General features: G+C 45.5%; 25 protein-coding genes and 2 riboswitches. Of the genes, 17 read left to right on the top strand and 8 right to left on the bottom strand.

The genetic code is table 11. The features are described 5' to 3' along the window. Positions 1–3: 3 nt before the first annotated feature. Positions 4–243, bottom strand: a complete 240-nt coding sequence (locus tag QUA77_RS02640) for a hypothetical protein (RefSeq protein WP_333449168.1) — start codon at positions 241–243, stop codon at positions 4–6. Continuing rightward, positions 243–1,004 (bottom strand): Uma2 family endonuclease, encoded by a 762-nt coding sequence (locus QUA77_RS02645; RefSeq protein WP_333449169.1) that lies wholly within the window; start codon positions 1,002–1,004, stop codon positions 243–245. The genes QUA77_RS02640 and QUA77_RS02645 overlap by 1 nt, the downstream gene beginning before the upstream one ends. 174 nt (positions 1,005–1,178) lie before the next feature. Further along, a riboswitch (cobalamin riboswitch) is annotated at positions 1,179–1,325 on the top strand. A 61-nt stretch (positions 1,326–1,386) separates the two neighbouring features. Between QUA77_RS02645 and QUA77_RS02650 the strand changes: the two genes are divergently transcribed. The 7 genes from QUA77_RS02650 to QUA77_RS02680 all read left to right on the top strand — a co-directional run bounded on the left by QUA77_RS02650 (position 1,387) and on the right by QUA77_RS02680 (position 8,175). After that, positions 1,387–2,106: an energy-coupling factor ABC transporter permease gene (locus tag QUA77_RS02650; protein ID WP_333449197.1), complete on the top strand. Its 720-nt coding sequence runs from the start codon at positions 1,387–1,389 to the stop codon at positions 2,104–2,106. Between the two features lie 3 nt (positions 2,107–2,109). Beyond that, on the top strand, positions 2,110–2,442 hold the full coding sequence (locus QUA77_RS02655; RefSeq protein WP_333449170.1) for an energy-coupling factor ABC transporter substrate-binding protein: 333 nt from the start codon (positions 2,110–2,112) through the stop codon (positions 2,440–2,442). Continuing rightward, a complete protein-coding gene (gene cbiQ / locus QUA77_RS02660) occupies positions 2,439–3,239 on the top strand; it encodes a cobalt ECF transporter T component CbiQ (protein WP_333449171.1) in 801 nt (266 codons plus the stop codon). Before QUA77_RS02655 ends, cbiQ begins: the two co-directional genes overlap by 4 nt. 385 nt (positions 3,240–3,624) lie before the next feature. Beyond that, complete coding sequence (locus tag QUA77_RS02665) at positions 3,625–4,662, top strand: DUF2207 domain-containing protein (RefSeq protein ID WP_333449172.1); 1,038 nt, start codon at positions 3,625–3,627, stop codon at positions 4,660–4,662. Between the two features lie 433 nt (positions 4,663–5,095). Beyond that, positions 5,096–7,189, top strand: coding sequence for an SPFH domain-containing protein (locus QUA77_RS02670; protein WP_333449173.1), 2,094 nt, complete (start codon positions 5,096–5,098; stop codon positions 7,187–7,189). A 93-nt stretch (positions 7,190–7,282) separates the two neighbouring features. Further along, positions 7,283–7,678 (top strand): leucine-rich repeat domain-containing protein, encoded by a 396-nt coding sequence (locus QUA77_RS02675; protein WP_333449174.1) that lies wholly within the window; start codon positions 7,283–7,285, stop codon positions 7,676–7,678. Between the two features lie 221 nt (positions 7,679–7,899). Further along, positions 7,900–8,175 carry a leucine-rich repeat domain-containing protein gene (locus tag QUA77_RS02680; protein ID WP_333449175.1) on the top strand — a complete coding sequence of 92 codons (276 nt, stop codon included), beginning with the start codon at positions 7,900–7,902 and terminating at the stop codon, positions 8,173–8,175. Between the two features lie 277 nt (positions 8,176–8,452). Here the strand turns inward: QUA77_RS02680 and QUA77_RS02685 are convergent, their stop codons facing one another. Then, complete coding sequence (locus QUA77_RS02685) at positions 8,453–8,851, bottom strand: hypothetical protein (RefSeq protein WP_333449177.1); 399 nt, start codon at positions 8,849–8,851, stop codon at positions 8,453–8,455. 19 nt (positions 8,852–8,870) lie between these two features. Between QUA77_RS02685 and QUA77_RS02690 the strand changes: the two genes are divergently transcribed. The 5 genes from QUA77_RS02690 to QUA77_RS02710 all read left to right on the top strand — a co-directional run bounded on the left by QUA77_RS02690 (position 8,871) and on the right by QUA77_RS02710 (position 13,625). Continuing rightward, entirely contained in the window at positions 8,871–10,082 is a 1,212-nt protein-coding gene (locus QUA77_RS02690) for an ABC transporter substrate-binding protein (RefSeq protein WP_333449178.1), read from the top strand. 207 nt (positions 10,083–10,289) lie between these two features. After that, positions 10,290–10,868 (top strand): Uma2 family endonuclease, encoded by a 579-nt coding sequence (locus tag QUA77_RS02695; RefSeq protein WP_333449179.1) that lies wholly within the window; start codon positions 10,290–10,292, stop codon positions 10,866–10,868. 38 nt (positions 10,869–10,906) lie between these two features. Beyond that, positions 10,907–11,051: riboswitch (cobalamin riboswitch) on the top strand. 161 nt (positions 11,052–11,212) lie between these two features. After that, the gene (locus QUA77_RS02700; protein WP_333449180.1) at positions 11,213–11,653 is read left to right on the top strand and encodes a hypothetical protein; all 441 of its coding nucleotides are present in this window, start codon (positions 11,213–11,215) and stop codon (positions 11,651–11,653) included. A 19-nt stretch (positions 11,654–11,672) separates the two neighbouring features. Next, the gene (locus QUA77_RS02705; protein WP_333041170.1) at positions 11,673–12,539 is read left to right on the top strand and encodes a methyltransferase domain-containing protein; all 867 of its coding nucleotides are present in this window, start codon (positions 11,673–11,675) and stop codon (positions 12,537–12,539) included. A 237-nt stretch (positions 12,540–12,776) separates the two neighbouring features. Beyond that, the gene (locus tag QUA77_RS02710) at positions 12,777–13,625 is read left to right on the top strand and encodes an ABC transporter ATP-binding protein (RefSeq protein ID WP_333449181.1); all 849 of its coding nucleotides are present in this window, start codon (positions 12,777–12,779) and stop codon (positions 13,623–13,625) included. Positions 13,626–13,781: 156 nt separating this feature from the next. On the opposite strand, the gene QUA77_RS02715 is transcribed toward QUA77_RS02710, so the two are convergent. Then, positions 13,782–14,483: a diacylglycerol/polyprenol kinase family protein gene (locus QUA77_RS02715; protein ID WP_333449182.1), complete on the bottom strand. Its 702-nt coding sequence runs from the start codon at positions 14,481–14,483 to the stop codon at positions 13,782–13,784. Positions 14,484–14,690: 207 nt separating this feature from the next. Between QUA77_RS02715 and QUA77_RS02720 the strand changes: the two genes are divergently transcribed. Continuing rightward, positions 14,691–14,972, top strand: coding sequence for an antibiotic biosynthesis monooxygenase (locus QUA77_RS02720; RefSeq protein WP_333084020.1), 282 nt, complete (start codon positions 14,691–14,693; stop codon positions 14,970–14,972). A 23-nt stretch (positions 14,973–14,995) separates the two neighbouring features. Continuing rightward, on the top strand, positions 14,996–15,532 hold the full coding sequence (locus tag QUA77_RS02725) for a DinB family protein (protein WP_333449183.1): 537 nt from the start codon (positions 14,996–14,998) through the stop codon (positions 15,530–15,532). Between the two features lie 230 nt (positions 15,533–15,762). Here the strand turns inward: QUA77_RS02725 and QUA77_RS02730 are convergent, their stop codons facing one another. Together QUA77_RS02730 and QUA77_RS02735 are read right to left on the bottom strand one after the other, a co-directional pair. After that, complete coding sequence (locus QUA77_RS02730) at positions 15,763–16,719, bottom strand: glycosyltransferase (RefSeq protein WP_333449184.1); 957 nt, start codon at positions 16,717–16,719, stop codon at positions 15,763–15,765. A 105-nt stretch (positions 16,720–16,824) separates the two neighbouring features. Further along, positions 16,825–17,295, bottom strand: a complete 471-nt coding sequence (locus QUA77_RS02735; RefSeq protein ID WP_333449185.1) for a tetratricopeptide repeat protein — start codon at positions 17,293–17,295, stop codon at positions 16,825–16,827. Between the two features lie 76 nt (positions 17,296–17,371). On the opposite strand from QUA77_RS02735, the gene QUA77_RS02740 reads away from it, so the two are divergent. Next, positions 17,372–18,715 carry a glycosyltransferase family 4 protein gene (locus QUA77_RS02740; protein WP_333449186.1) on the top strand — a complete coding sequence of 448 codons (1,344 nt, stop codon included), beginning with the start codon at positions 17,372–17,374 and terminating at the stop codon, positions 18,713–18,715. A 34-nt stretch (positions 18,716–18,749) separates the two neighbouring features. Continuing rightward, entirely contained in the window at positions 18,750–20,672 is a 1,923-nt protein-coding gene (locus tag QUA77_RS02745; protein ID WP_333449187.1) for a hypothetical protein, read from the top strand. A 304-nt stretch (positions 20,673–20,976) separates the two neighbouring features. Here QUA77_RS02745 and QUA77_RS02750 read toward each other — a convergent pair whose 3' ends face one another. Together QUA77_RS02750 and upp are read right to left on the bottom strand one after the other, a co-directional pair. Further along, positions 20,977–21,123 carry a hypothetical protein gene (locus QUA77_RS02750; protein ID WP_333247283.1) on the bottom strand — a complete coding sequence of 49 codons (147 nt, stop codon included), beginning with the start codon at positions 21,121–21,123 and terminating at the stop codon, positions 20,977–20,979. Positions 21,124–21,442: 319 nt separating this feature from the next. Beyond that, positions 21,443–22,078: a uracil phosphoribosyltransferase gene (upp, locus tag QUA77_RS02755; RefSeq protein ID WP_333041182.1), complete on the bottom strand. Its 636-nt coding sequence runs from the start codon at positions 22,076–22,078 to the stop codon at positions 21,443–21,445. A gap of 601 nt (positions 22,079–22,679) precedes the next feature. Between upp and QUA77_RS02760 the strand changes: the two genes are divergently transcribed. Continuing rightward, positions 22,680–23,252 (top strand): DUF4360 domain-containing protein, encoded by a 573-nt coding sequence (locus tag QUA77_RS02760; RefSeq protein ID WP_333449188.1) that lies wholly within the window; start codon positions 22,680–22,682, stop codon positions 23,250–23,252. Positions 23,253–23,421: the final 169 nt, after the last annotated feature.

Raw genomic sequence — 23,421 nt, forward strand, 5'->3', positions numbered from 1 at the left:
TATTTAATAACCTCTGCTGATTTTCATTTTTTCGAGCTGCATCTCAATGTTTCCCGTCAAACTCTCTGTTTTTCCCAAATCTAGCTCGATATTTCCTGATTTTTGCGATAAATATTCACACTTTTCTGGACGCAGAAACCGGGTTTTTTCCTGAAAATCTTTCGTTGAGGACGATCGATCTCGGTTGAAAAACCCGGTTTCTGAGCGTCTAGAGTCGGTCAGTCTGGTACTCTTGATTGCCATCAGCCCAAATTATCAGGATCTATCCCCAACTCTCGCAATCGCTGAGCTAGTCGATCGGAACGTTCAGCCAGTCGATCGGCGCGCTGGGCTTCCTGTTGGGCGCGCTGCGATTCCTGTTGGGCGCGCTGGGCTTCTTGTTGGGCGCGCTGCGTGGATTCTTTCACCTGTTCTTCAGGAGTCAGATAACGTTTTCCATCGGCATCATACCAATACAACCACTCCCTTGTCACCCCCGAATAACTTCCCCTTTCACAACCAATCCCCAAACCAATTTCTGGCATCCAAACTGGATTTCCTGGCTGTAATTCATACTTTCCATTGACTAACTTGTGTACTTCTAAACGAGGTTTACGACGGCGGCGGGAAGAATAAATGACGTAATAAAGTACACCTAAAGCTTGATATTCCTCCAACTTTGTGCTGTATTCCTTGCGATAAGTTGGGGAAACTACTTCCAGCACAAAACTCGGCAGAACATTTTCATCCCACAGCACGTAACTGGGGCGCAATTCTTCATCATAAAACCTTTCTACACCTAAACTCAAGAAAGCATCCGGCACAATGGCAGGTTTGTCGGGGTGATAGTAGATACCCATATCTATGCCAAAAAACCAGTCCATGCGTTCTGCCCAAAGTATGAGCAATATTGCTTTTAGCAATCCTGGTATTAGTTCTTGCAGTTCGTTATCCACAGGCGTTTCATCAGAGTCTGGTAGTTCATCGGCGGAGGGCCAGTGCCTAGGGAATTTGTAATCTAACATGGCGGCTTTCCTCAAAACTCACTAATATTATACCGTTGATTTGTTGAGGGATAGTATTTATTGAACGAACCGCGAAGAAGCGAAGGAAGAGAAGAGAAGATGATAGGTAATTTTGGCTGAGTTAATTTGAAGTAATTTTTGTAAAAGATTTGCTGAGACTTACACGATCGACTAAACTATGTCTAACCAGTCGGTTCTAATGGGGAGCAGCCGTTAGAGGAAACGGGGAAAGTTCGGTGCAAGTCCGGCGCTGTCCCGCAACTGTAATGAGAGTCATGTCGCTTTCTGAGTCAGGATGCCCGCCGATGTGTTAGTTTACATAGTCTCATCTGCGAGGTTCAGCGTGAAGACCAGAAATCGGAAATTGGTCAGCTTGGGATTGATGGCTGGCTTGAGTTGTTATATTGTCCTGGGTTCGGCAACGCCCGCCGCAGCTATGCACATTTCGGAAGGTTTTTTGCCGGTGCAATGGGCTGCATTTTGGTGGATGGTGGCGTTGCCTTTTTTTGCCTTTGGGTTGCGATCGATTACTCGCATTACAAAAGAACACCCGGAACTTAAACTATTGCTTGCTTTGGCGGGTGCGTTTACTTTTGTGCTTTCTGCTTTAAAAATTCCCTCGGTAACGGGCAGTTGTTCTCACCCGACGGGTACGGGTTTGGGCGCAATTTTGTTCGGCCCTTCGGTGATGGCTGTACTGGGGGCTTTAGTCCTGTTGTTTCAAACGTTACTGTTAGCGCATGGTGGGTTGACAACCCTGGGAGCGAATATGTTTTCGATGGCAATTGTCGGCCCTTTCGCTGCGTATTTTATCTATCAATTGCTGTTGCAAACTGGCAGCCAGCGGGCGGCAATTTTTTGTGCGGTAGCTTTGGCAGATTTACTGACTTATGTGGCGACTTCGATTCAATTAGCGTTAGCTTTTCCGGCAGCAAGTGGCGGTTTTATCGCTTCGTTTCTCAAGTTTGCTGGCATCTTTGCTATTACTCAAGTACCCCTGGCTATCAGTGAGGGATTGCTGACTCTATTGGTCTGGAATTGGCTGCATTCTTACGGGAAGCCGGAGTTGGAAACTTTGAAATTATTGAGACAGGAGTCATAAGCCGTGAATCATAAACCTACAAAAAATTACCAATCTACTTCGCGGCAAAATTGGCTTTTGGCTGGTGCTGTGATTGTTCTGGCAGCGTTTCCTCTCATTTTTGTGCGGGGTGAATATGGCGGTTCCGATGACCAAGCTAAGAAAGCAATTACCGAAATTCAACCGGGTTATAAGCCTTGGTTTAATCACTTGTTTGAGCCGGCTAGTGGAGAAATTTCAAGTCTATTGTTTGCGTCTCAAGCGGCGATGGGGGCTGGCGTAGTTGGATACGTCATTGGGTTGTATAAAGGCCGATCGCAATCTCGGCAGCAGTCTGATAATAAATCGTCGGAATGAACCATCAGATTGATAGTCTGGCTTATACAAATCGCTTGCGGGGGTTGCCGCCATCTCACAAGTTATCCTTTGCGATCGCCCTTTTAATTCTGTCTCTAGTTTCTGGGGCGATCGTCCAATTGTCGATCGGCCTTTGGTTGGCTGTCTGGATCGTCGTCTATGCGGGTATTCCGGGGAAACTGTATTTGCGGTTGCTGTCGCTACCGTTGATGTTTTTGCTGACAAGTTTGCCTGCTTTGGCGATGGGTGCGGTTGCGGGCGATCGTATCCCCGCGATTCAGTGGGATATTTGGCAAGGTTGGGGCATTAGCATCGGCACTTTTTATCTGTATGTGAGCCGCACCGGCATATACCAAGTGAGCTTGCTATTTGCCCGCGCCTTCGCATCGACAAGCTGTATGTATTTCATTCTCTTGACGGTGCCATTTACCGAAGTCTTGCAGATTCTCAGACAATTACGCTGTCCAGAGTTAGTCACAGAACTGCTATTACTAATGTATCGGTTTATTTTTAGCTTATTGGCGATCGCCGATGAACTTTGGATCGCCCAAAACTCGCGCTGTGGCTATCGCACTTGGAAGCGGGGAATGCACAGTTTAAGCATTTTAATCGGGCAATTGCTTCAGCGAACTTTGGAAAACTACCGTCAAGTTTCGCTGAGTTTAGCGTCACGGGGCTTTAATGGAGAACTGCGCGTGTGGAATTCTTACCCTTACAAACCTTCGCGAAGATATGCATTTGAAGCCGTGTTTGGTTGCACGGTTTTAAGTTTGTTAAGTGTCGTATTTCAACGCTAAATTTATTAGGAATATTGATATAACCCACAGTTAGCACACGGCACTGCCGTGTCCCTACAATTAATCGGGCGATGGTTACATCTTTCGCGGGGATGAGCGATGATTTTGAGGTAGGGAAACGGCACTGCCGTGTCCTCCGACAATTAATCGGGTGATGGTTAGATGCGAGGGGAGCGATCGATTATTTTGGGGTAGGGAAATGGCACTGCCGCGTCCTCCGTTACTATTTAGGGGTACGGGTTTCAACCCCTGCAGGACTAAAAAAATGACTTTTATGAACTAAAAAAATGACTTTTATGAACTAAAGTAATGACTTTTATGAATTGACCTTACAAGAAATCTATTGAATGATTGTAATCAATAGATTTCTTGTAGGAATTATATTATGAAAAAAGGACAGTTTAAAAAAATACTTTGTTTCTTAATGACCTCCTTGACCGTCTTTCTGGTCACAGTCACTCAGGCACGGGCCCAACAACTACCGTTTTACTGGGATAACATCAACGTCACAATCGACGTTCAGACCAACGGAGATATGTTAGTTACGGAAAATCAAAAATATGTGTTCACAGCCGACTACAACACTGAACGATATCGCTATATTCCTTTAGGTAAGGTAGATGAAATTAAAGATGTCACCGTTCAAGAAAATAATCAAATAATTCCGAGTAGCACGGGGATTGAAAACAATGAACTTTGGATTCGTTGGCAACATCAATTAAAAGCGCCAGAATCACATACTTTTGTCATCAAATATCGCGTCGTAGGCGGATTGCAGGTAGATGGTGAGAATACTCTAGTTTATTGGAAAGCCATTGCAGCGGGTCGCAAAGCTCCGATTAAGACGGGAAAAGTTACGGTGCAATTACCAGAAGCTTTGTCAGGGAAAGTTCTCTCGTTTACGAATTTTGGTACAGCCGCAGTTCCGCGTCAAGTAGATCCTAAAACATTTGAGTTTGTGGCAACTCAGCCTATTCAACCCCAACAAGAATTAGAAGTGCAAATTGCATTTTCCCAGCAAATTCTGAATATACCTCAACCTGGTTGGCAACAAACTGGAAACCCTCAAACTTCTGCTGGAGAAGAAGGCTTTTTTATAGACCCCTGGACCCTTTTTTTTCTAATGTTGTTCGGACTTTTTCCAGCTTTAGCAATTATCACATCCATTGCAAATCGACGCTGCCCTGAGTGTACAAAGTTCAATCTCAAACGAACTTATAAAGTTTTGATTCCTGCAACTACTAGCCGTTCAGGAAAGCAGCAAGTTACCCATCACTGCGGAAGCTGCTCTTACCATCGCGAGTACGAAGAAGTAATTCCAGTCATTAGCCATAACAGTGGCGGTGGTGGCGGTGGCGGTGGCGGTGGCGGTGGCGGCGGTGGCGGCGGTGGCGGTGGCGGTGGTGGCGGTGGCGGTGGTTAATATCAACGGGAGTTACGCATCACAACCAAAGAAATTGGGTTTTTACCGAATCTGTGGGCTGTAAAGAAGTATTGTCGCAAAAAACCCGGTTTCTGAGCACCCGTTGATATATTGATCTTACCCAAATTCAGGACACGGCAGTGCCGTTTCCCTACAAATAATCGGGCAGTGGTTACATTTTTTATGAAGTGCTCATGATTATTTTAGGGTAGGAAAACGGCATTGCCGTGTCCTCTTTTCAATATTTGGTAAAACTTTGATTCCCTCATTTTGGGGTACAACCGATCGCACTTCATGCACAATCATATTCCAAATATGACTTTTATGAATATAATTAATGACTTTAATGAATTGACTTCAACCGAAATTTATTGAATACTGATTGTAGTTAACAACTTTTCAGTACATTTGAGCTTAAAACAGGTTAAAAACTATGACTAAATCACGTTGGCTTCGCAAACTTTTACCATTAACAGTATCTTTCGCAACCGCGATCGCAGCAGCAGGCGGTTTTGCCCCGCCAACTTCCGCTCAAAACAATCCGCCGCCGCAAGCCCAGGAAGTTCAACCAGCCCAAGCAGAAGGATTTAGCATTCCGATTTGGATCTATCCCGTAGGAGCAATGTTCCTAGTTTTCATCTTTATACCCAAGATTGGCTGGACTTTGGGATTAATTGCGATCGGCGAACGAGAAGTGGGAATTGTTGTCAAGAAATTTTCCCGCAAAAATTTGCCATCCAGTAGATTGATTGCTCTCGATGGCGAAGGAGGTTTGCAAGCAGATACCCTTCCTCCCGGCTGGCATTTTGGTTATTTCCCCTGGCAATATAGCATTCGCAAAGAACCAGTTGTGGTTGTCCCTCAAGATGAAATCGGTTTAATTATTGCCAATGACGGAGCCACCATTCCTCCCGATCGCATTTTAGGCAAAGTCGTCGATTGCGACAATTTTCAAAATGCTCGAAAGTTTCTCACTGACGGTGGAGAAAAAGGACGGCAACTAGCCATCATCACCACTGGTACTTATCGGATTAATACGGCTGTCTTTGAAGTCATTACTTCAGCTAATGCCACTGCAAAGGGTATGCAGCCGTCGGAATTTCAACTATACAAACTTGCTCCAGATCGCGTGGGAATTGCGAACGTGCTAGACGGGATTCCGATTGATGAAGGTGAAATTGCCGGGCCGATAATTCCCGGTCACGACAATTTCCAAAAAGCGCAATCTTTCATCAAGGGTGGCGGGCGCAGGGGCTTGCAAGAACAGGTGATTTTATCCGGTTCTTGGAACCTCAATCCCTGGTTTGTGCAAGTAGAACAGGTAAAAATGACGGAAGTGCCGATCGGCTATGTAGGGGTAGTAATTTCCTATGTGGGAAAATCGCACCAAGATGTAAGCGGCGCCGCTTTTACCCACGGCAATCTCGTCAACAAAGGCGATAAAGGTGTGTGGGTAGAACCGCTTTACCCAGGCAAACATCCCATCAATACAAAAGTGATGAAAGTAGAACTTGTTCCCACTACCGATGTTGTTTTAAACTTCACATCGCGGTTCAGCGGAGAACACGGCTACGACTCCAAGTTAAGTGCTTTGAAATTGCTTTCTTTTGACGGATTCACCTTTGAGTTAGAAGTTTTTCAGATCATTCATGTCGGTACTTTGGATGCACCGAGAGTCATTTCGCGCCAAGGTTCGATGCAAAATCTAATCGACCAAGTGCTGCGTCCAATTGTGGGCAATTATTTTCGCAATTCTTCTCAAGAATATACAATACTCGATTTTCTAATTGCCCGCAGCGAACGCCAAGCAGAGGCGGCAGAACACGTTCGTCAAGCCCTGCGGGCCTATGATGTGCAGGCTGTTGACACGCTGATCGGTTTGATTTCGCCGCCAGGAGAGTTAATGCAAACATTGACCGATCGCAAAATTGCTCAGGAACAAGAAAAAACTTACGAAGTGCAGCGCATTTCAGAGTCGCAACGTCAAGAATTGGTGCGTGCAACTGCGATCGCAAACATTCAAAATCAGGTGGTGGCGGCAGAACAAGGGGTGAAAATTGCCCAACTGAGTGCAACTGCTGCGATCGAACACGCTAGTGGTGAAGCAGAAGGGATTCGGCTGATGGGACAAGCAAAAGCGGATGCTTATCAAGTTGGTGTCAACGCTTTGGGTACGCAGAGTTACACGCTGTTGCAACTGATGCAAGCGGTTTCGGATGGTAGCGTTCGCGTTGTTCCCGATGTCACAGTGAATGGTAACGGCGGTAGTGGGGGTTTGCTGGACGGTTTGATGGCAATGTTGCTGCGGAATGAAACCAGTAAGAATGGAGAAAATGGACTACATTCACCTGTAATTAATGTCAAAAAATCTAAGTCTGTTGTTGTGGAACCTGTGGCTGAATCACCAGTAGTAAATGGGTATTCGGTGAAGTCGCCGGAGTCTCCTAATCATTCACCAGTTGCTCAATCTGTGGCTGTTGCGGAGATTGATATTGATTCGGCATTTGGTGAATTGTTAGATATTTGAGTTGATGTGTGCAGTTTGTAGAGAGGACGGTTGTCCTCTCTTACAGCTTTTCTTCTAAAACTTTACTGTTCAGAGAATTAGAGGTGCAAGATTATGAAGTTTATGGTTATACAGAAAGACGTGAATTTGTCAACCTTGATGGTGGTAGCTGCTTTTAGTGCGATCGGTCTAGGATCATGTGGAAATGGACTTTCGGTTTTAGCAGCAGAAACGCAAAGCGCAAACAAAACATTTGGTGATTGGTGTCGCGAAAAAGCTTCTCTGAGTCCTGAAGCTAAGCATACTGTTGAAGTGTTGTTGCGGAAATCTAAGACTACTGAGTGCAATGCAGCCGAGCGGAAACTTTCGAGTCTCACGCAACTCTACCTCGACAACAATGAAATCAGTGATATCAAACCATTGCAATCTTTGACTCAACTGACTGAACTACACCTCAGCAGAAATGAAATAAGCGATATAAAACCGCTAGAATCATTGACTCAACTGTAAGGATTCAGGTCTAAAAACTTGCGGCTCCAACGCTTGTCTGGCAAGGGTTTTAGGGCAAAATAAGGGTTTTTGTCTTTCGTGGTTAATTGTCAATAAACGAGGAGAAGTGACAGTTTTTCGTGGTTTATTGAGAATATAGATTGATTTAGTATCAAGCTCCATATCTAAAGTCTTTGCCCAGCAAGGAGTTCAGTGACCTGAATCCTTACACTCAACTATCTTTGCTTGAACTCGATAACAATCAAATCAGCGACATCAAACCGCTAGCATCCTTGACTCAATTGATTTTTCTCGGACTCAGCGACAATAAAATCAGCGACATCAAACCATTGCAATCTTTGCGTGAACTGGATTATCTCAGTCTTGACAACAATCAAATCAGCAACATCAAACCATTACAATCTTTGACTAACCTGAATTATCTATCCCTGAGTGGAAACGTAATTACTCCCAAAATTTGCCCGATGACCAAGCCAGAGTCTATCTGTAGTTGGTAACTCATAAATTAAATGCTCAAACCTTACTACTCTGAAAATGACAGGCACAAGATTATGACATTTATCTAGCAATCATAAATGAGTCGTAAAGGTTTGACCCCACCCCAACCCTCCCCTTATCAAGGGGAGGGAGTAAAAACTTCACAAATGATTTAGGATGGCTATAGTTGGACAGAAACACATGAATTTACCCAAGTCGATCGCAATTACTTGTAGTGCGCTCATCGCCCTAGCATTATCTGGAAATGCGCTGTGTACGATCGCACCATAAACGCGCTCAAAAAACAGTCAATTCTGCTGAAACCCTTGTGGAGCAAGCATCCTGCTTGCCTAAAAAAACAAATATGACTTTTATGAACATAATTAGTGAATTTAATGAATTGACTTTAACAGAACTCTCTTGAATACTGATTGTAGTTAACAGCTTTTCTGTAGAAGCTGTATAAATTATATAAGGAGAAAACATGATGTCCCAACATAACAATAACAGCAAAAGTCCGAGACCTACATTTTTTATTATTACTTTCGGATTAATTGCGTTTGGTGCGTACAAGTTCCTTCCCAGTTTATTCGCATCCAAAAGTTCACATATATCTACTTCTATTTCTACTTCTACACCTACATCGCGTGCGAGTCCATCAGGTGCGAGTCCGTCGGGTCCGATCGCAAATCGCATCAGTTTAGGAAATCAAATATTGGTAGCCTCCCAAACAACAGCAGCAAAACAAGCAGGAGTTCAAGCTTTTGCTGAGGCAAATTACCAAGCTGCCGCCGAATCTTTTGAGAAATCGCTGCAACAAAATCGCAACGACCCGGAAACCATTATTTATTTGAATAATTCCAAAGCAAGCAATGGTTCTTACTTGAAAATTGCTGTCAGCGTCCCCATTGGTAGCAACCCCAATGTCGCCCAAGAAATCCTTCGAGGTGTCGCCCAAGCTCAGGATGAAATCAATAGTAGCGGTGGCATCAACGGCGCTAAACTGCAAGTAGAAATTGTCAACGATGACAACAGTCCAGAAGTGGTCAGAGAAGTTGCAAAGACCTTAGCACAAGATCAGAATATACTAGCAGTAATTGGACACAATGCTAGCAACGCATCTCTCGAAGCGGCTCCGATATATCAGCAAGAAAAACTGGTAATGGTGACACCGACGAGCTTTGCCAATAATCTCTCAGGATTTGGCAGCTACATCTTTCGGACAGTACCCAATATTAGCGTAATGGCAGCTCCCTTAGCAGAATATGTAGTTAAAACAGAACGCCAAACTAATATTGCAGTTTGTTATGACTCGCAAGCACCCGATAACATATCATTTAAAGATGAATTTGTTGCCTCTCTTACTGCTGCTGGTGGCAAATTAGTTCCCACTGTTTGCGACTTTTCACTCCCTTCTTTTAATGCGGAAAATGCCCTCGCCGATGCTGTCAGCAAAGGTGCACAAGGATTGATGGTAGCACCTCACGTCGATCGCATTGACCGTGCGATTTCTCTGGCTCGCATCAATCGAGGCAAATTGCCACTCTACGGCAGCACTACGCTCTACACCTTTCAAACTTTAAAAGATGGGCAAAAAGACGTTGACGGGCTTGTTTTGCCCGTTCCCTGGCATCCTGAAACTAATCCCGGTCGTCGTTTCCCAGAAAATGCCCGCCAGCGTTGGGGAGGCATTGTAAATTGGCGAACAGCAACGAGTTTTGACGCGACTCAAGCTGTCATCGCTGGCTTGCGGCAAAGCAATACCCGGGAAGGGTTGCCACAAGCACTCAGAAATCCGAATTTCTCGGCAGCAGGATCGAGCGAGGATGTGAAGTTTTTGCCCACGGGCGATCGCGCGGGGAAGCCGATTTTAGTACAAGTTAAGCAAGGAGGAAGCACTGGCTATAACTTTGTCCCGCTGCGGTAATTTTGTTAAGTGCGATCGGGCTCACATCTTGCACATTCTCAATCAGCCTTTCAGGGGCGGGCAGAATGCCCACCCCACAATAAAATTCCCTCTTTGTGGAACAGGCATCTTGCCTGTTTCTTAGCATGATTAAAATCTATTTTTCTGTTGAATTAGCCAAATTTTTAAGATAAAATGAAATGAGTAGATTAAAGGAGAGCGTTGTGTATGATCGCGCCCGTTGAAACCAAAACCTACACCGCTGAGGAATATCTAGAATTAGAAATCAATTCTCAGGATCGGCATGAATTTATCAATGGGGAGATTGTTCTGATGGCTGGCGGCACACCGGATCACAATGAAATTACCACTAATTTAGTTGTTGCGCTGAAACTGGCGTTAAAAGGGAAACCATATCGGACTTTCAGTTCGGATCAGCGGCTGTGGATTCCCCAGCTTAATAATTATACTTACCCGGATGTGATGGTGGTTGCGAAACCGATCGAGCTGCAATCTGGACGGACGGATACAATTACTAATCCTGTGTTCATTGCTGAGGTGCTATCTAAAGGTACTAAAGCTTATGACCGCGATGAAAAGTTTGCTGCCTATCGGAGTATTCCTAGCTTTCAGGAATATTTATTAATCGACCAATATCGACTACGGGTGGAGCAATATTCTAAAACAGATGCGAATAAGTGGATTTTTTCGGAATATAGCTGTATGGGCGATCGGCTGAGTTTAACATCTGTTGCTGTGGAAATTTCGCTGGCAGATTTGTATGAAAATATTGAGTTTGGTGAATAGGCGGACGCTTTTTTGTCAAATATCGCAAATAGTGGTAATATCCCCGTATATCGATCGGCTCTGATGGAGAAAACCCATCAGACGTAAGGGGGAAAGTTCGGTGCGAATCCGGCGCTGTCCCGCAACTGTAATGAGATCGTTGGAGCTCTGAGTCAGGATGCCCGCCGATTTGTTTACCTGTTGTTTTTCATCTGCGAGGTATGGATGATGGTGAGTTTATTATTTTTTTTATTATTGGATTGGGTTTTTTTAACCGCAGATATCAGCAGATAAACACAGATGAACGCTGATGTAATTTGATCTGGGTTCTGAAGCGTATTTTATTTTAATGGAAATGAAAACAAATGCGAATCGAAGATAGTGTTTGGCAGGGTAGTTTTGGCTACTGGCAAAACTTGTTTATTCATCAGAATATTTTGTCGATCGGACATACTGCTTGGAATGGCTTTTTGCATCGAGGACGAGGCTTGGTTGCTTGCAAAATCAATACTCCCATTAACGGCTCGGTGAATTGGAGCGTAGATACTATCAAGTACGATCTGCAATTTATTTCCGACTTGGAGGCAACCGTTTATTTGCAACAACTAGAAATAGAGGAAAACACTGTTTCAAATTTGCTCCAAATCATTGCTGGCTACGAACCCAAGGAAGTCATTATATTTTTGTCGATCGCCAACGGTCAGATTGATATCAATTTGTTGCAAAACTTGGCAATTTCTCCTGTTGAGTGCTATGAACAAGTATGCAAGCGCTGGGAAGAATTTCAACTCTGCCCGAAATCCTAAAACTTACTAAATTTTCCGAATGTCGCAGCCAAAATCCATCGAAATTTCCAAAGTAACTCGCTACCAAAATGCAGCGCTTAATTACTATTTGGGCCTGACAGATTCGCCCTACCTTCACTACGGCTATTGGGAAACCCTACCTGTGCCCGCTGACGAACTAACGATCGCACGATTGCGCCTGGCTCAGCAAGCTTATACTGTAAAACTGTTGGATGCGATCCCCAAAGGCACTCATACGATACTCGATGTGGGCTGCGGGATTGGCGGAAATGCGGCTTATTTGCTCGATCGAGGTTTTGCAGTGGAAGGGCTCGCACCCGATCCGTTTCAACAGCAGCGCTTTCTTAAGTGTACGGGCGATCGGGCAATCTTCCACCTCACGAGGTTTGAAGACTTCAAAGCAACCCATTTCTACGATCTTATTCTCTTTAGCGAAAGTAGCCAGTATATGTCGGCTGTTGATATTGCTAACGGTGCCGCCAAAATCCTCAATCAGGGCGGTTACGTTTTGCTGGCTGATATGCTGCGCTCTGATGCTAATTATAAAGAGGGAATGTTCTCTAATTGTCATGTTGTTACGGAACTTCATGCAGCATTAAAGCAGGCTGGATTCACTTTAGTAAAAAGTGAGGATATTTCCGCCCATATTTTGCCGACTATCGATTTGTATGTCGATACTTTCCGCCGATATGGACTGAATACGATGATCTATGTTGCAGATTTAATTGCGATAACAGTTCCGCCCGTCCACAAATTCCTGCGCTGGATATTTCGCCGCTGGTTCAAGAAGTTGGTGGTTGAAGGATTGGAAGCGGGCAAACTTTTTGAGCAACATCTTTGTTATGAAATGCAACTTTGGCAGTTGTCAAAATCAGATCGAGGCTGACACAAATATAGCAATCCTAAATCATTTGTGAATTTCTTACTCCCTCCCCTTGATAAGGGGAGGGTTGGGGTGGGGTAAAAAGTTTACGACTCCTGCAACGATTGCTATACAATGGAAATCGGTAATCGGTAATTGGTAATCATTCATCGGGAATCGGTAATTGGAGGCATAGCCTCCGGGTATTTGTTCCCAGGCAGAGCCGGGGAACAAGGCTATAAAAAATAAAAAATAACGAATATGTCTGAATGGATTCTCGAATTGGCTGGCACTTCCTACTCCTATCCCTGCGGTTCGCGAGTGGCAATTCAGGGTTTAAATCTCAAAGTCCCCGCTGGGAAACGGTGCGGGCTGATCGGTCAAAATGGCTGTGGCAAAACTACCTTTTTTCTGTTAGCAAATGGCTTATACCAACCGCAACAGGGAATCATTAGCTGGCAAGGTGAACCCTTTCGCTACGATCGCAAATCTTTGATGCAACTGCGCCAACAAATCGGACTCGTCTTTCAAAATCCCGAACATCAATTAGTAGCTTCGACGGTAGAAGAAGATATTTCCTATGGATTGTACAATTTAGGCTTGACAGAATCCGAAATTGCTCAACAGGTACAGCAGGCGATCGAGCAATTCGATCTAAGCGAACTCGCCCGCGAACCAATTCACAATCTCAGTTTGGGCCAGAAAAAACGGGTTTCCATCGCCGATATCATGGTTCTCAAGCCCAAACTGCTGCTGTTAGATGAACCTACCGCTTATCTCGACCCGCGTCACACCCGACAACTGATCGGTTTACTTCAACAAATTCACAGCGCCGGAACCACCATCCTTTTAGCAAGTCACGACCTCGATTTCATCTACCGCTGGGCTGATTGGGTGTTTGTAATGGATCGGGGAAAACTGATTTTAGAAGGAACACCGGAAAGCGTTTTTGCTCAGCGGGATGTCTTGGAACAATTGCAGCTTGGCGTACCGCTGGCGATCGAGCTTATGGAGCAAATCAGGGCGATGTTTCCAACAGACGATCGCTCAAAAATCCCTGCTTTCGAGCAATGGCAACAACAAATTTTACAAGCACGTCGGCTGCTTTAACGAGACTTAGACAATTGATAATTGGCGTTGCTGATTGACGGGATGAATCACCTGTGATGGGAAGTTACAAAACTCACCCGACTTCGTTTATAGCAATTGCGAAATCTTGAATTCATACCTGTATCCAGCAACGCCCCCCGTGGGATGAAGTTCAGATTACACATTACCAATTATCAAAAATTGATTTAGGAAAAAGGCGATCGCCCCACTGCCGATGGGCACGGTCAGATTGTCAATTCCCAGCTTGGAAACCGACTCCAAAGTAGCAGCAGCCAAAGCTACAACAGCAGACACAGCCCAAGTTTGCCAAATATTGCCTTGAACCGCCAGCAAAATCAAACTGGTAACAGCAAAACTCACCAAATACATAGTTGCAGAACCTTCCCAACTCTTCTGGATTCCCCAAACTCGATAAATATGTTTGCCGTATTTCTGGCCGATGACAGCAGCCAATCCGTCGCCCCAAGCCATGACTAAAATGCCCAAAGCAGCGTACTCCTGATGCTGTAGCGGCCAAAACCAAGCCACGAGAACGCTGATACTAACAGCATAGAAAAAAGTCCCCCAACTCTTGCGGTTGATACTGTTAAGACTGGGCAAAATCGGAACTTGGTAAGAAATTAGGGCGATCGCACCTGCTAAAACCCCCGCCGAAATCCCCACCCAACCGGGTATTTCCAGCCACCAAGCCAGCAAAATCACGTTCCCAGTACCGATGTGAACCACCTTCCGCGATACCTCAGCATCGACAGAAGTAAAGCGATTTAACCCTTCAGCTACCAGTAAAATCAAACCCAACCAGACTCCCACGAGGGAAATTTGCAACCACACAGTCGGAATTTCAGAAAATATAGACACGATATTTAGAAAAAACTTATTTACATCAGGCACTCTTTACTACTTTAAACGTAAAGCGCGATCGCTCTGTTCGGTGTTGGGAAGATTTTCAACCGTCGCTACGGTATAATTTACTCGCTCTCCTGTGGTCGGTTTTGGAGACAAGGTGAGTTAGTCTAATAAAATTATTCGTTTGAAGTTTTGAGAGGTTCAGAGAATCTGATTACTATGCAGTATGTCTTAATTATTCATGAAGTAGAAAATTATGAAGCTTGGAAACAGGTATTCGATCGTGCTGAAAGCATCCGAAAAGAAGCTGGCGAGCGCTCCTATCAGGTCTTGAAGTATGACAACGATCCGAACAAAATTGTTCATTTCTCCGCGTGGACATCAATCGCAGATGCTAGGGCGTTTTTTGAGTCGCCTAGACTGGTTAAAATTAGAGAAGAAGCCGGAGTTAAAGCTCCTGAGTTTATTTATCTAGACCAATTAGAGTCAGGAGTATTGTGAAAGACCTATTTGTATAATGTAAGTTGTTGAAACTATGTGATTATGTTTTGATGATGTACGACGGTAGCTACTACCAGCTAATGGCTGAGTACAATTGCTGGATGAATCAAAATCTATATTCGGTCTGCTCGGCAATTCCTGATGAACAGCGCAAACAGGATATGGGTGCCTTTTTTAAGTCGATTCATGGCACTTTGAATCACTTACTGTATGGTGACAAAGCATGGATGGGTCGTTTCACTCTTCACCCATTTTCTGGTACCGTTATCGGTCAAGAACTGTATGCTGACTTTGAGGTTTTGAGAGCAGAACGGGAGACAACGGATCGGCAAATTATAGAATGGTCTAGACACCTTAATTCTGACTGGTTGAGTCAACCGTTTGAGTACACAAGCAATGTAGATGGTAAATGTCGCGTGCTACCGACTTGGGTTCTGGTGACACATATGTTCAATCATCAAACTCACCATAGAGGGCAAATTACCACACTGCTCAAACAACTTGGCTACGACCCAGGCGTTACAGATATTCCGTGGCTACCCGCTATATCAATCGGATAATTTCTAATTGTATAGCTACACGCCTGAAGACTGGGCGGTTAAAACCTCGTCTACACTTGCTTCTCGTCCGCCTGCGCTGACAGAAGAAAATCAAGAATTCAAACCTGTGTCGGTGGGTTTTGTCTGTATAAAGGTGATTTTAACCCCGGAATCTTCAACCCTTGCCTTGACGGTTTTGTGTGTATAGACGCGGTTTCAAGCGCCCGGTATGCTGTCGAAATCCTCCGCCTTCACAACTCCCGTTTCATCAACTCTCGCACAAACTCAAACGCCCTTGGACGCAACTCCACTGGCAGCAACGACAATCCCAAACCCGCCCACATTTTCGCCGCAGAAATAGACTTTCCAGCTCGCACCATCAGGCGCCCTTTTGCAGTTTCACCCACCTCAATCAGCCGCAAACCTAGCGCTAATTGAGTTTCTGCAATCCTTGTGAGTCTGACTGTTTCCAACTTCTCCGACTCAAACTCGTAGCCGGTCAAATAGCGCAATTTATCGCTTAAATACGGAATTGCCCGATCGACTCCTTGCTGTCCTGCATGAACTCGATACTCCATCAACAGCTCCGGCAAGTAATAGCACTTTTTGCCCGCAATTGCAAGTCTCACAAACAAATCGTTATCTTCGCAATTTTGCAAATTCGGCCGCAGAAACCCTACTTCTTCCAGGGCGCGGCGGCGAAACAAAGTTGCCCCTATTTGCAAACTCTGTCTCAGAAAAACTGTGGAGAGCAAATCTTCAATAATTCCAGCCGACAACTCGGTGCGGCCCCACCGCTGCGAATTGAGTTTCGTCTGGTTTTCGTCAATATAATTGTTAATGTCAATCACCCAGTGATCTGTACTGACAAAATCGATACTGGGGTCTTTATCTAAAATAGCAGATGTCCGCTCTAGAAATTGCGCGCTCAGGCGATCGTCATCGTCAAACTTAATAAAATACTCACCCCTTGCTGCCGCAAAGCCCGATCGCATATTATTACTCTTGCCGATATTCTGCGGGTGGCGAATGTAGCGAATCCCGCGATCGACAAATTCCGACATCAACAGAGGAGTGCTGTCAGTAGAACCGTCATCACAGATAATTAATTCAAAATCTGTATAAATTTGATCTAGCACGCTGGCGATCGCACAAGCCAGTAGATGCACTCGATTGCAAGTAGGAATGCAAACGCTAATTTTCGGCACAAATTTATACTATTTTAGATTTGAAATCGTCGAAAAATTTTGCAATTCACTCCAGAGAAAAGAACCGCCAATGCCCTATGCCCTATGCCCTATGCCCTATGTATTTTAACTCAAACGAGCCGTACATTCTAGAATTAACTTTTGATTCACCAAAGCAAACGGTTGAATTTCCAAAGCGCGACGAAAAGCTTGAATAGCATTTATGTATTCTCCCAACGCAGCGTAGCACAAACCCAGACCGTGCAACGCCCCAAAATGCACCGGGTTCAGTTTGAGGACGATTTCGCAGTCGTCGATCGACTTTTTATAATTTCCTTGGGTATAGTGAAGTACGGCGCGTCGGTTCCAAGCTTCAGCAAAATCCGGCGCTTCCGCAATCAGTTTCGTCAGCAAATCCAAAGCGTGGTGAACATCCCCTGCATCTAACGAAACTTGCGATCGCCTGAGAATTTGCATCCCATAGTCACCCTTCTGGTTAAACCAAGTGCGCCAGAGTTCAGTAGTTGCCCGATCCCGCACGATTTCGTCGGACTTTTTCAAGTCTTCGAGCAGCGCCTTAACAGATAATTCGTCCATAGGTGCGAGGATTGTTAAAAAGGTTTTATCAATCAATTTTATCGCGCAAGCGGCAACTTTTTTTATCCCACATCCCATGAAGATTTTGATGCTTTCCTCGACTTTTCCCTATCCGCCAAGCCGCGGAGGAACTCAGGTAAGGACGTTTAATTTATTACAATACTTGAGCCAGCGGCATGAGGTAATTCTCGGCACTGTACGATCGCCCGATGTCACCGATGCACAAATCGACACATTGCGCCAGCAAGTTGCAGAACTGGCAGTTTTTCCCCATCCGCAGACACCCCCCCAACCCCCCCTTGTCAAGGGGGGGCTAACTCTGCACCAGGGGCTTGAGGAGGGCTTCTTGCCTCCCCCCCTTAATAAGGGGGGGACTGAGGGGGGGTTCTCTAAAATAATAGGAAAATTCCACAGATTTGGTCGATTTTTGCAGTCGGGCACACCTCCGAACGTACTCTCAAGCTACTCCCAAGCAATGCAGAATTGGGCAGACGAATTGGTAACAACAGGCAAATGCGATGCTGTCACCTCCGAACACAGCGTTAATGAGATTTACGTGCGTCCAGAATGGCGGCAAAAACTGCTGACAGTGGCAAACATTCACAGTTCCCTTTGGGGAACTTGCAGGGAAATGTTAGCCACCGGCACCTCGGAAAAACCCCTGCGCGATCGACTAAATTTACCGCTACTCGCCCGCTACGAAAAACGCTACTGTTCCAAATTCTCCCGCATTGTTGCGACCACATCCACAGACAGAGAGCAACTCCTAGAATTACTGTTGCCTCCGGTTCAGGTGCGAGGAAAACAAGATTTTTTTGTACCTTCCATAGATGTAATTCCTAACGGCGTAGATCTAACCCAATTTCCGTACCGGTCGATCGATCCGGGAGGACACACCTTAATTTTTGCAGGCGCAATGAACAATTTGCCCAATATTGACGCGGCGCGGTTTCTGAGTTTGCAAATACTGCCGCCTTTGCAGCAGCGGTATCCTGATGTCACCCTCACCCTAGTCGGGGCTTCGCCAGTCCCGGAAGTGCTCGCCTTGGGGAAACTCCCCGGAATTCAAGTAGTAGGTCGGGTGCAAAGGGTGGCAGAATATTTGCATCAAGCTGCTGTTTGTGTGGTGCCGATGCGGATAGGTTTTGGGATTAAAAATAAAACTTTGGAGGCGATGGCTGCGGGAACCCCCGTCGTTGCCAGCGATCGAGGTTTGGAGGGTTTAGCCGTCGATGGCGGCCCACAACCGAGAACGGCCTTGCGGGCGAACAAAGTTCAGGAGTATGTTGAGGCGATTACCAATTTGTTTGAAAATCAGCAGCTAAGACAGGATCTCTCTGTCAGCGCGCGATCGCTCGTTGAAAGCCAATACACTTGGGATATCATAGGTCGGCAGTACGATCGGCTATTGCAATTTTAAACTCTAAATTCTAAAATCTAAATTCTAAAATGGCATGATGGAACACAAAATTAACCCCTCAAAAAATCGAGCCAAACCCCCAGAAAATCGCCAAGTTGCTCCTCCTCCGACAAGACGCCGGCGCCAAACCCGACGCCCTAAAAATCTTCAAGAGTCCCAGCTTCCAATACCTACTCCCCGAACTCGCGCCAGATATCCCTGGAAAAGACTGGTAGCTAATTTGACAGCCCTCAGCGTCTTGGCTGGCTGTGCAGCTTTGATGGGAGGCGGCGCTTGGCTGAGTTATCAGCTAATTGTCGATCCCAATGGCAACAGGTTGATCTCTCAGTTTGTGCCGGAATGGTCGCGCCTGCCTACAGGTAGCAGAGATTCGATCCAAACTCTCGATCAAATCAAAGCCAGCATCCGCAAATTGGGATTCGTAACCGGAGAACCCCTGCCGCTTCCCGTCGATCGATCCCGCGATAATTCTATTTCCGATTTGCTATTGCCGGTGATGGTAGAAAGAAGTGTTAAGGCTTCTACGGTTTGCAAAAATCCTTGCCGTCAAATTGTCGAACTTCGGGTGTACAAGCGGGTGCAGCTTCCCGATCGCAGTTCCGATAAAGAGCAGTATTTTCAGTTAGCAAGTTCTGTGAACGTAGAAGGCCCGGCGGAATCTTTTGTCATTACTTCTTTAGCTGACTCTACATCTGACAATCAAGCCTCGAATCAGTCCCTACCCCTAACAGAACTGCGCCGCTTTGACGGAAAGCCCCCCGCCTCTGGCATTTGGTTTAATGTCAGCGGTCAACTAAAGCGGGGCGACAGGAAAATTCCCTACGGACAAGTCGTTCGCTACAACCCCAGCCAAAATCATTTAATGCCGCTGTTGGAGTGGGCGAGTGCGGCCGGACAACCGCCGAATTGGCAGCAAATTGTTAAGGGGGAAAATCCACAATTGGCGATCGACCAAACAGTGGGTTTAGAGCCGCAATTTACGCTTTATCAAATTGGCCCGCGCAAATTTTTGCCGAACCCCGTTCAGTTAACTGCGATTTCTTTAGAAGAAATTGCTTTCAATGACGAGACTTACCAAAATGGGCTGCGACTGGCGAAAAGCGGGCTGTGGTCTCCAGCATTAAATGTCATGCGTGTGGCGAAGGGGAAAGCGGGCAAAAATTGGCCTGCCGTCGCGCAAGCTCAGCTAGAAACGATCGAATTTCACGCTAAAATTACTCGGGCTCAGGCGATCGCATCTTGGGCCAGTCCCGGTCAACAAGTTCTCGCAGAATTGATCGACGGCCGCTGGAGCGAAGCTTTGCAAGTATTTGAAGCCGATCCGAGCAACAGTAACGAAATAGCCACAACCCTCAAAAATGACAGCGGGCGGATCTGGAACCGCATAGACGCCGCCTTGAGAGTGAATGCCGCTGACGCCGATGTCAAGGCTTGGGGCGCCCTGATTGTAGCTTCTCAAGACGGAACTCGCGAGGCGATGAATTGGCTCGACCAGCAATCAGATACTGACAGCGAAACCAGAAGTCGAATTCGGAATTTGGTCAACAAACTTCAGGAAGCAGTTTCTCAAGCTGAAAGTTTAGAAGCCCACAAGAGTCAAATTATGGGTTCTGCTACTTTAATTAACAGTGTCAATCCCGCTGAGTGGCTGGAACCCGAACCGAACAACGAGTTAAAATTGGCGGGAGAACAAGTTTGGTATCAGGTGCAAGTAGCGAGTTTTTACGACGGTAGCCGCTGGGTTAATTCGCCCTTTTCAGACGTAGAAGTGCGCTCTTTTCCTGCTACTCAAGTTAAGTGGCTCTGGGGGCGGCTGGGATTACTGGCTGACCCCAAGATTAAGATTGAGGTAGCGATGGCTAACGGTCAACAAAGAGTTGCTGTGGGAACGGTGAAAGCAGTGCAGGTTCAAGACGGAAGTCTGCGCTTGCTGGCGGCGGTTGACAAGCGATCGTAATCTGCCAGAAAGCATTCGGCAGACAGAACAGTCCCGGAGGCACTCTTGACACGAAGAAACCGGGGTTTTTTACCATTTCTGCCGATTGCAACAGAAGTATTTTCGTAAAAAAACCCGGTTTCCTTCCACCCGTGCGTCCAAAACTAGGAATAAGGAAAATGCTTTCTTCTTCCTCTTGGGCAACTCATCGAGAGGCGCAATCTCAAAACTCTTCCCCTCCCCACTTATCGCTCTTGAACAACAATGCAGACAAAAATTTTGTTAATTTAATTAACACAAGTTGCACGCGAAAAACCCAGAGCTCTCAAATCGCGCCCTTTTTAGAGAGTGCTGCAATCATCTGGCGTTTCACTGCTTTAGCCCAAAGCTCAAACTCCAAACTGTTGATATTATGAATTTTCACTTCCTCAACAGGCTGAGTTGGGGCTTCTTTCTGTGCTGTAGTCTCCATTGTTTTTTCCCTCGTCAAAAAATGTTAGTAGTCGATCGCAAACGGTTAGCATCATACATCTATTTTATGAACTAATTCTTGCGATTAATTACACTAAAGGCAGAGATTTTACCCATAAGATGCAGTAAATACATTGAGATAATGCAATTTATGAATTAAACCTAAGAAAATCCTACAACCCTTGCTATATATAGGCTTTCCCTGACATTAAAATCTTACAATTTACATTGTCTGCCACTATCAAACCACTACTTATGTTATAAAACTTACTGTTAAATGAATGTATTGGCATATACAGCAGAAAATAATTTTATTGAATTCACATAGTGCCGTAAAGCCGATCGCCCGCATCTCCCAGTCCGGGTACAATATAGCCGTGTTCGTCCAAACACTCATCAACTGCCGCCGTATAAATCTGCACGTCAGGGTGTTGTTCGTGAAAGTGCTTAAGTCCCTCCGGCGCCGCCAGCAAGCACAAGAACTTAATAGACTTCGGATTAACTTCTTTAAGCCTATCCACTGCCGCCACTGCTGAATTACCAGTAGCCAGCATCGGATCGACAATTAAAACATCTCGCTGTTCGATATCCTGGGGAACTTTAAAATAATATTCGATCGCCATCCGAGTTGTCGGATCGCGGTACAAACCAATATGTCCTACCCTCGCAGACGGAATCAGTTCTAAAATACTATCTAACAGTCCCTGACCGGCACGCATAATCGAAATAATAACAATTTTCTTTTCTGCAGCCAGCACCGGTGCATTCATTTTGGCGATCGGCGTTTCTATTTGTTCGTATTTTAGCGGCAAATCTCGCGTCACTTCATAGGCTAGCAGCATTCCAATCTCTTTCAGCAATTGGCGAAATTTCGCCGTGCTCGTTTGAGTTTGCCGCATGAGAGTTAACTTGTGCTGTATCAAAGGATGGTCAATGACAGTAACTTTAGCACTCATTTTTTTGAATAATTACTTTGCTTTATTCTAACTTATCAGCCATCGAGGCATTCTTGACGCAAAAAAAGCAGGTTTCTGCCGCCCTTGCGTCCTGGACTACTTATCTCAAACCCCTATTGAAAACACAAATACCGCGCGAATAAAATTACTTCTACACTTGCCTTTCATCCGCCCAGCGCGACACTAAGTATGCGAGGTTTGAAAATACACAAATATGTCATTCTCTCATTTCCTCTCCTTCCCGCACTCTTCCTAAGAACGCAGATCCGGGCCCAAAAGCCTCCCCACTGGTTTCGCTGTCTCGCGCTCCATCCAAGCCGATTAACACTGATCCGGAGTTTCGCCCCGAAATCTTCCGGAACTTTTACCAACAGATATGAATCTTAAGAAGTATCAACAAAAAACCTATTTTTTCGATTAATTCACTAATCGAAAAAACCTGAATAGGAACTGCACATGAGGTCATAAGGTTGGCTTGACTGGCTTTTCATCTTTCATCATGAAGGCGGTTATATCCAACTTTAAAACGCATTACCGAAATTCAGTTCCATTTTTTTAGGGTGCTCCTAACACACAACTGAACTTATTAAGGAGAACATCCATGAAGTTTGTAAAACTATTGCTAGCTACGGCATTAATGACTGCTTCTATCAGCCCCGCCTTGGCTAATCCGCTGGTTCAAATTTTAGGTGCAAGCTACGGCGGTAGCGGTTGCCCCGATCGCTCCGCCAGCGTCAGCGTCAGCCCCGATGGTCAAGAACTGACCATCCTATTTGACAAGTTTGCAGCCCTGGGAAATGTCTCAACAGAAAGCCGGAAAAGCTGCAATCTGAGCATTCCCATCAAAGTACCCCAAGGCTACCAAATTTCTATCTACGATGCTGATTATCGCGGCTACGTGGCTCCCAAAACCACAGGCAACCTGCGAGCAGAATACTTTTTCGCTGGAGCCCGCGGCCCCATTTTTAATCGGAATCTCAGCGGCGAAACTAACTACAATGTTCGAGATAGCTTAGCCACTGTAGCTAATGTTTGGTCTCGCTGCGGCGACAGTGTAAATATGAGAGTAAATGCTGCAATGACAGCCCGCGGTGCCGGCATGGCCACCGTTGACTCCTTCGATTTGGCTCATCGCGGTTTAGTTTATCACGTCAAATATCGCACTTGCCGGTAAGCAGCTTGTTGGGAGTGTAGTGTGAGGTATAGTTTTCAGGTTTGAATTTTGAATTTTGAGTTTTAAGTTGGAAGAGGGGATAATTTTCCCTCTTCCTTCTTGCTTCTTCCCTCTTCCCTTTTCCTTCTTCCCTTTTCCTTCTTCCAGACATCCGTTACATCCGTTACAT

Source organism: Microcoleus sp. K5-D4 (assembly GCF_036704575.1).
GTDB lineage: Bacteria > Cyanobacteriota > Cyanobacteriia > Cyanobacteriales > Microcoleaceae > Microcoleus.

What these genes read in the sequence shown, in the direction of transcription:
- QUA77_RS02640 (WP_333449168.1), bottom strand. Translation starts at nt 243, where the DNA reads ATGGCAATCAAGAGTACCAGACTGACCGACTCTAGACGCTCAGAAACC.
- QUA77_RS02645 (WP_333449169.1), bottom strand. Translation starts at nt 1,004, where the DNA reads ATGTTAGATTACAAATTCCCTAGGCACTGGCCCTCCGCCGATGAACTA.
- QUA77_RS02650 (WP_333449197.1), top strand. Translation starts at nt 1,387, where the DNA reads ATGGCTGGCTTGAGTTGTTATATTGTCCTGGGTTCGGCAACGCCCGCC.
- cbiQ (WP_333449171.1), top strand. Translation starts at nt 2,439, where the DNA reads ATGAACCATCAGATTGATAGTCTGGCTTATACAAATCGCTTGCGGGGG.
- QUA77_RS02665 (WP_333449172.1), top strand. Translation starts at nt 3,625, where the DNA reads ATGAAAAAAGGACAGTTTAAAAAAATACTTTGTTTCTTAATGACCTCC.
- QUA77_RS02670 (WP_333449173.1), top strand. Translation starts at nt 5,096, where the DNA reads ATGACTAAATCACGTTGGCTTCGCAAACTTTTACCATTAACAGTATCT.
- QUA77_RS02675 (WP_333449174.1), top strand. Translation starts at nt 7,283, where the DNA reads ATGAAGTTTATGGTTATACAGAAAGACGTGAATTTGTCAACCTTGATG.
- QUA77_RS02685 (WP_333449177.1), bottom strand. Translation starts at nt 8,851, where the DNA reads ATGCGATTTGCGATCGGACCCGACGGACTCGCACCTGATGGACTCGCA.
- QUA77_RS02695 (WP_333449179.1), top strand. Translation starts at nt 10,290, where the DNA reads ATGATCGCGCCCGTTGAAACCAAAACCTACACCGCTGAGGAATATCTA.
- QUA77_RS02700 (WP_333449180.1), top strand. Translation starts at nt 11,213, where the DNA reads ATGCGAATCGAAGATAGTGTTTGGCAGGGTAGTTTTGGCTACTGGCAA.
- QUA77_RS02705 (WP_333041170.1), top strand. Translation starts at nt 11,673, where the DNA reads ATGTCGCAGCCAAAATCCATCGAAATTTCCAAAGTAACTCGCTACCAA.
- QUA77_RS02710 (WP_333449181.1), top strand. Translation starts at nt 12,777, where the DNA reads ATGTCTGAATGGATTCTCGAATTGGCTGGCACTTCCTACTCCTATCCC.
- QUA77_RS02720 (WP_333084020.1), top strand. Translation starts at nt 14,691, where the DNA reads ATGCAGTATGTCTTAATTATTCATGAAGTAGAAAATTATGAAGCTTGG.
- QUA77_RS02735 (WP_333449185.1), bottom strand. Translation starts at nt 17,295, where the DNA reads ATGGACGAATTATCTGTTAAGGCGCTGCTCGAAGACTTGAAAAAGTCC.
- QUA77_RS02740 (WP_333449186.1), top strand. Translation starts at nt 17,372, where the DNA reads ATGAAGATTTTGATGCTTTCCTCGACTTTTCCCTATCCGCCAAGCCGC.
- QUA77_RS02745 (WP_333449187.1), top strand. Translation starts at nt 18,750, where the DNA reads ATGATGGAACACAAAATTAACCCCTCAAAAAATCGAGCCAAACCCCCA.
- QUA77_RS02750 (WP_333247283.1), bottom strand. Translation starts at nt 21,123, where the DNA reads ATGGAGACTACAGCACAGAAAGAAGCCCCAACTCAGCCTGTTGAGGAA.
- upp (WP_333041182.1), bottom strand. Translation starts at nt 22,078, where the DNA reads ATGAGTGCTAAAGTTACTGTCATTGACCATCCTTTGATACAGCACAAG.
- QUA77_RS02760 (WP_333449188.1), top strand. Translation starts at nt 22,680, where the DNA reads ATGAAGTTTGTAAAACTATTGCTAGCTACGGCATTAATGACTGCTTCT.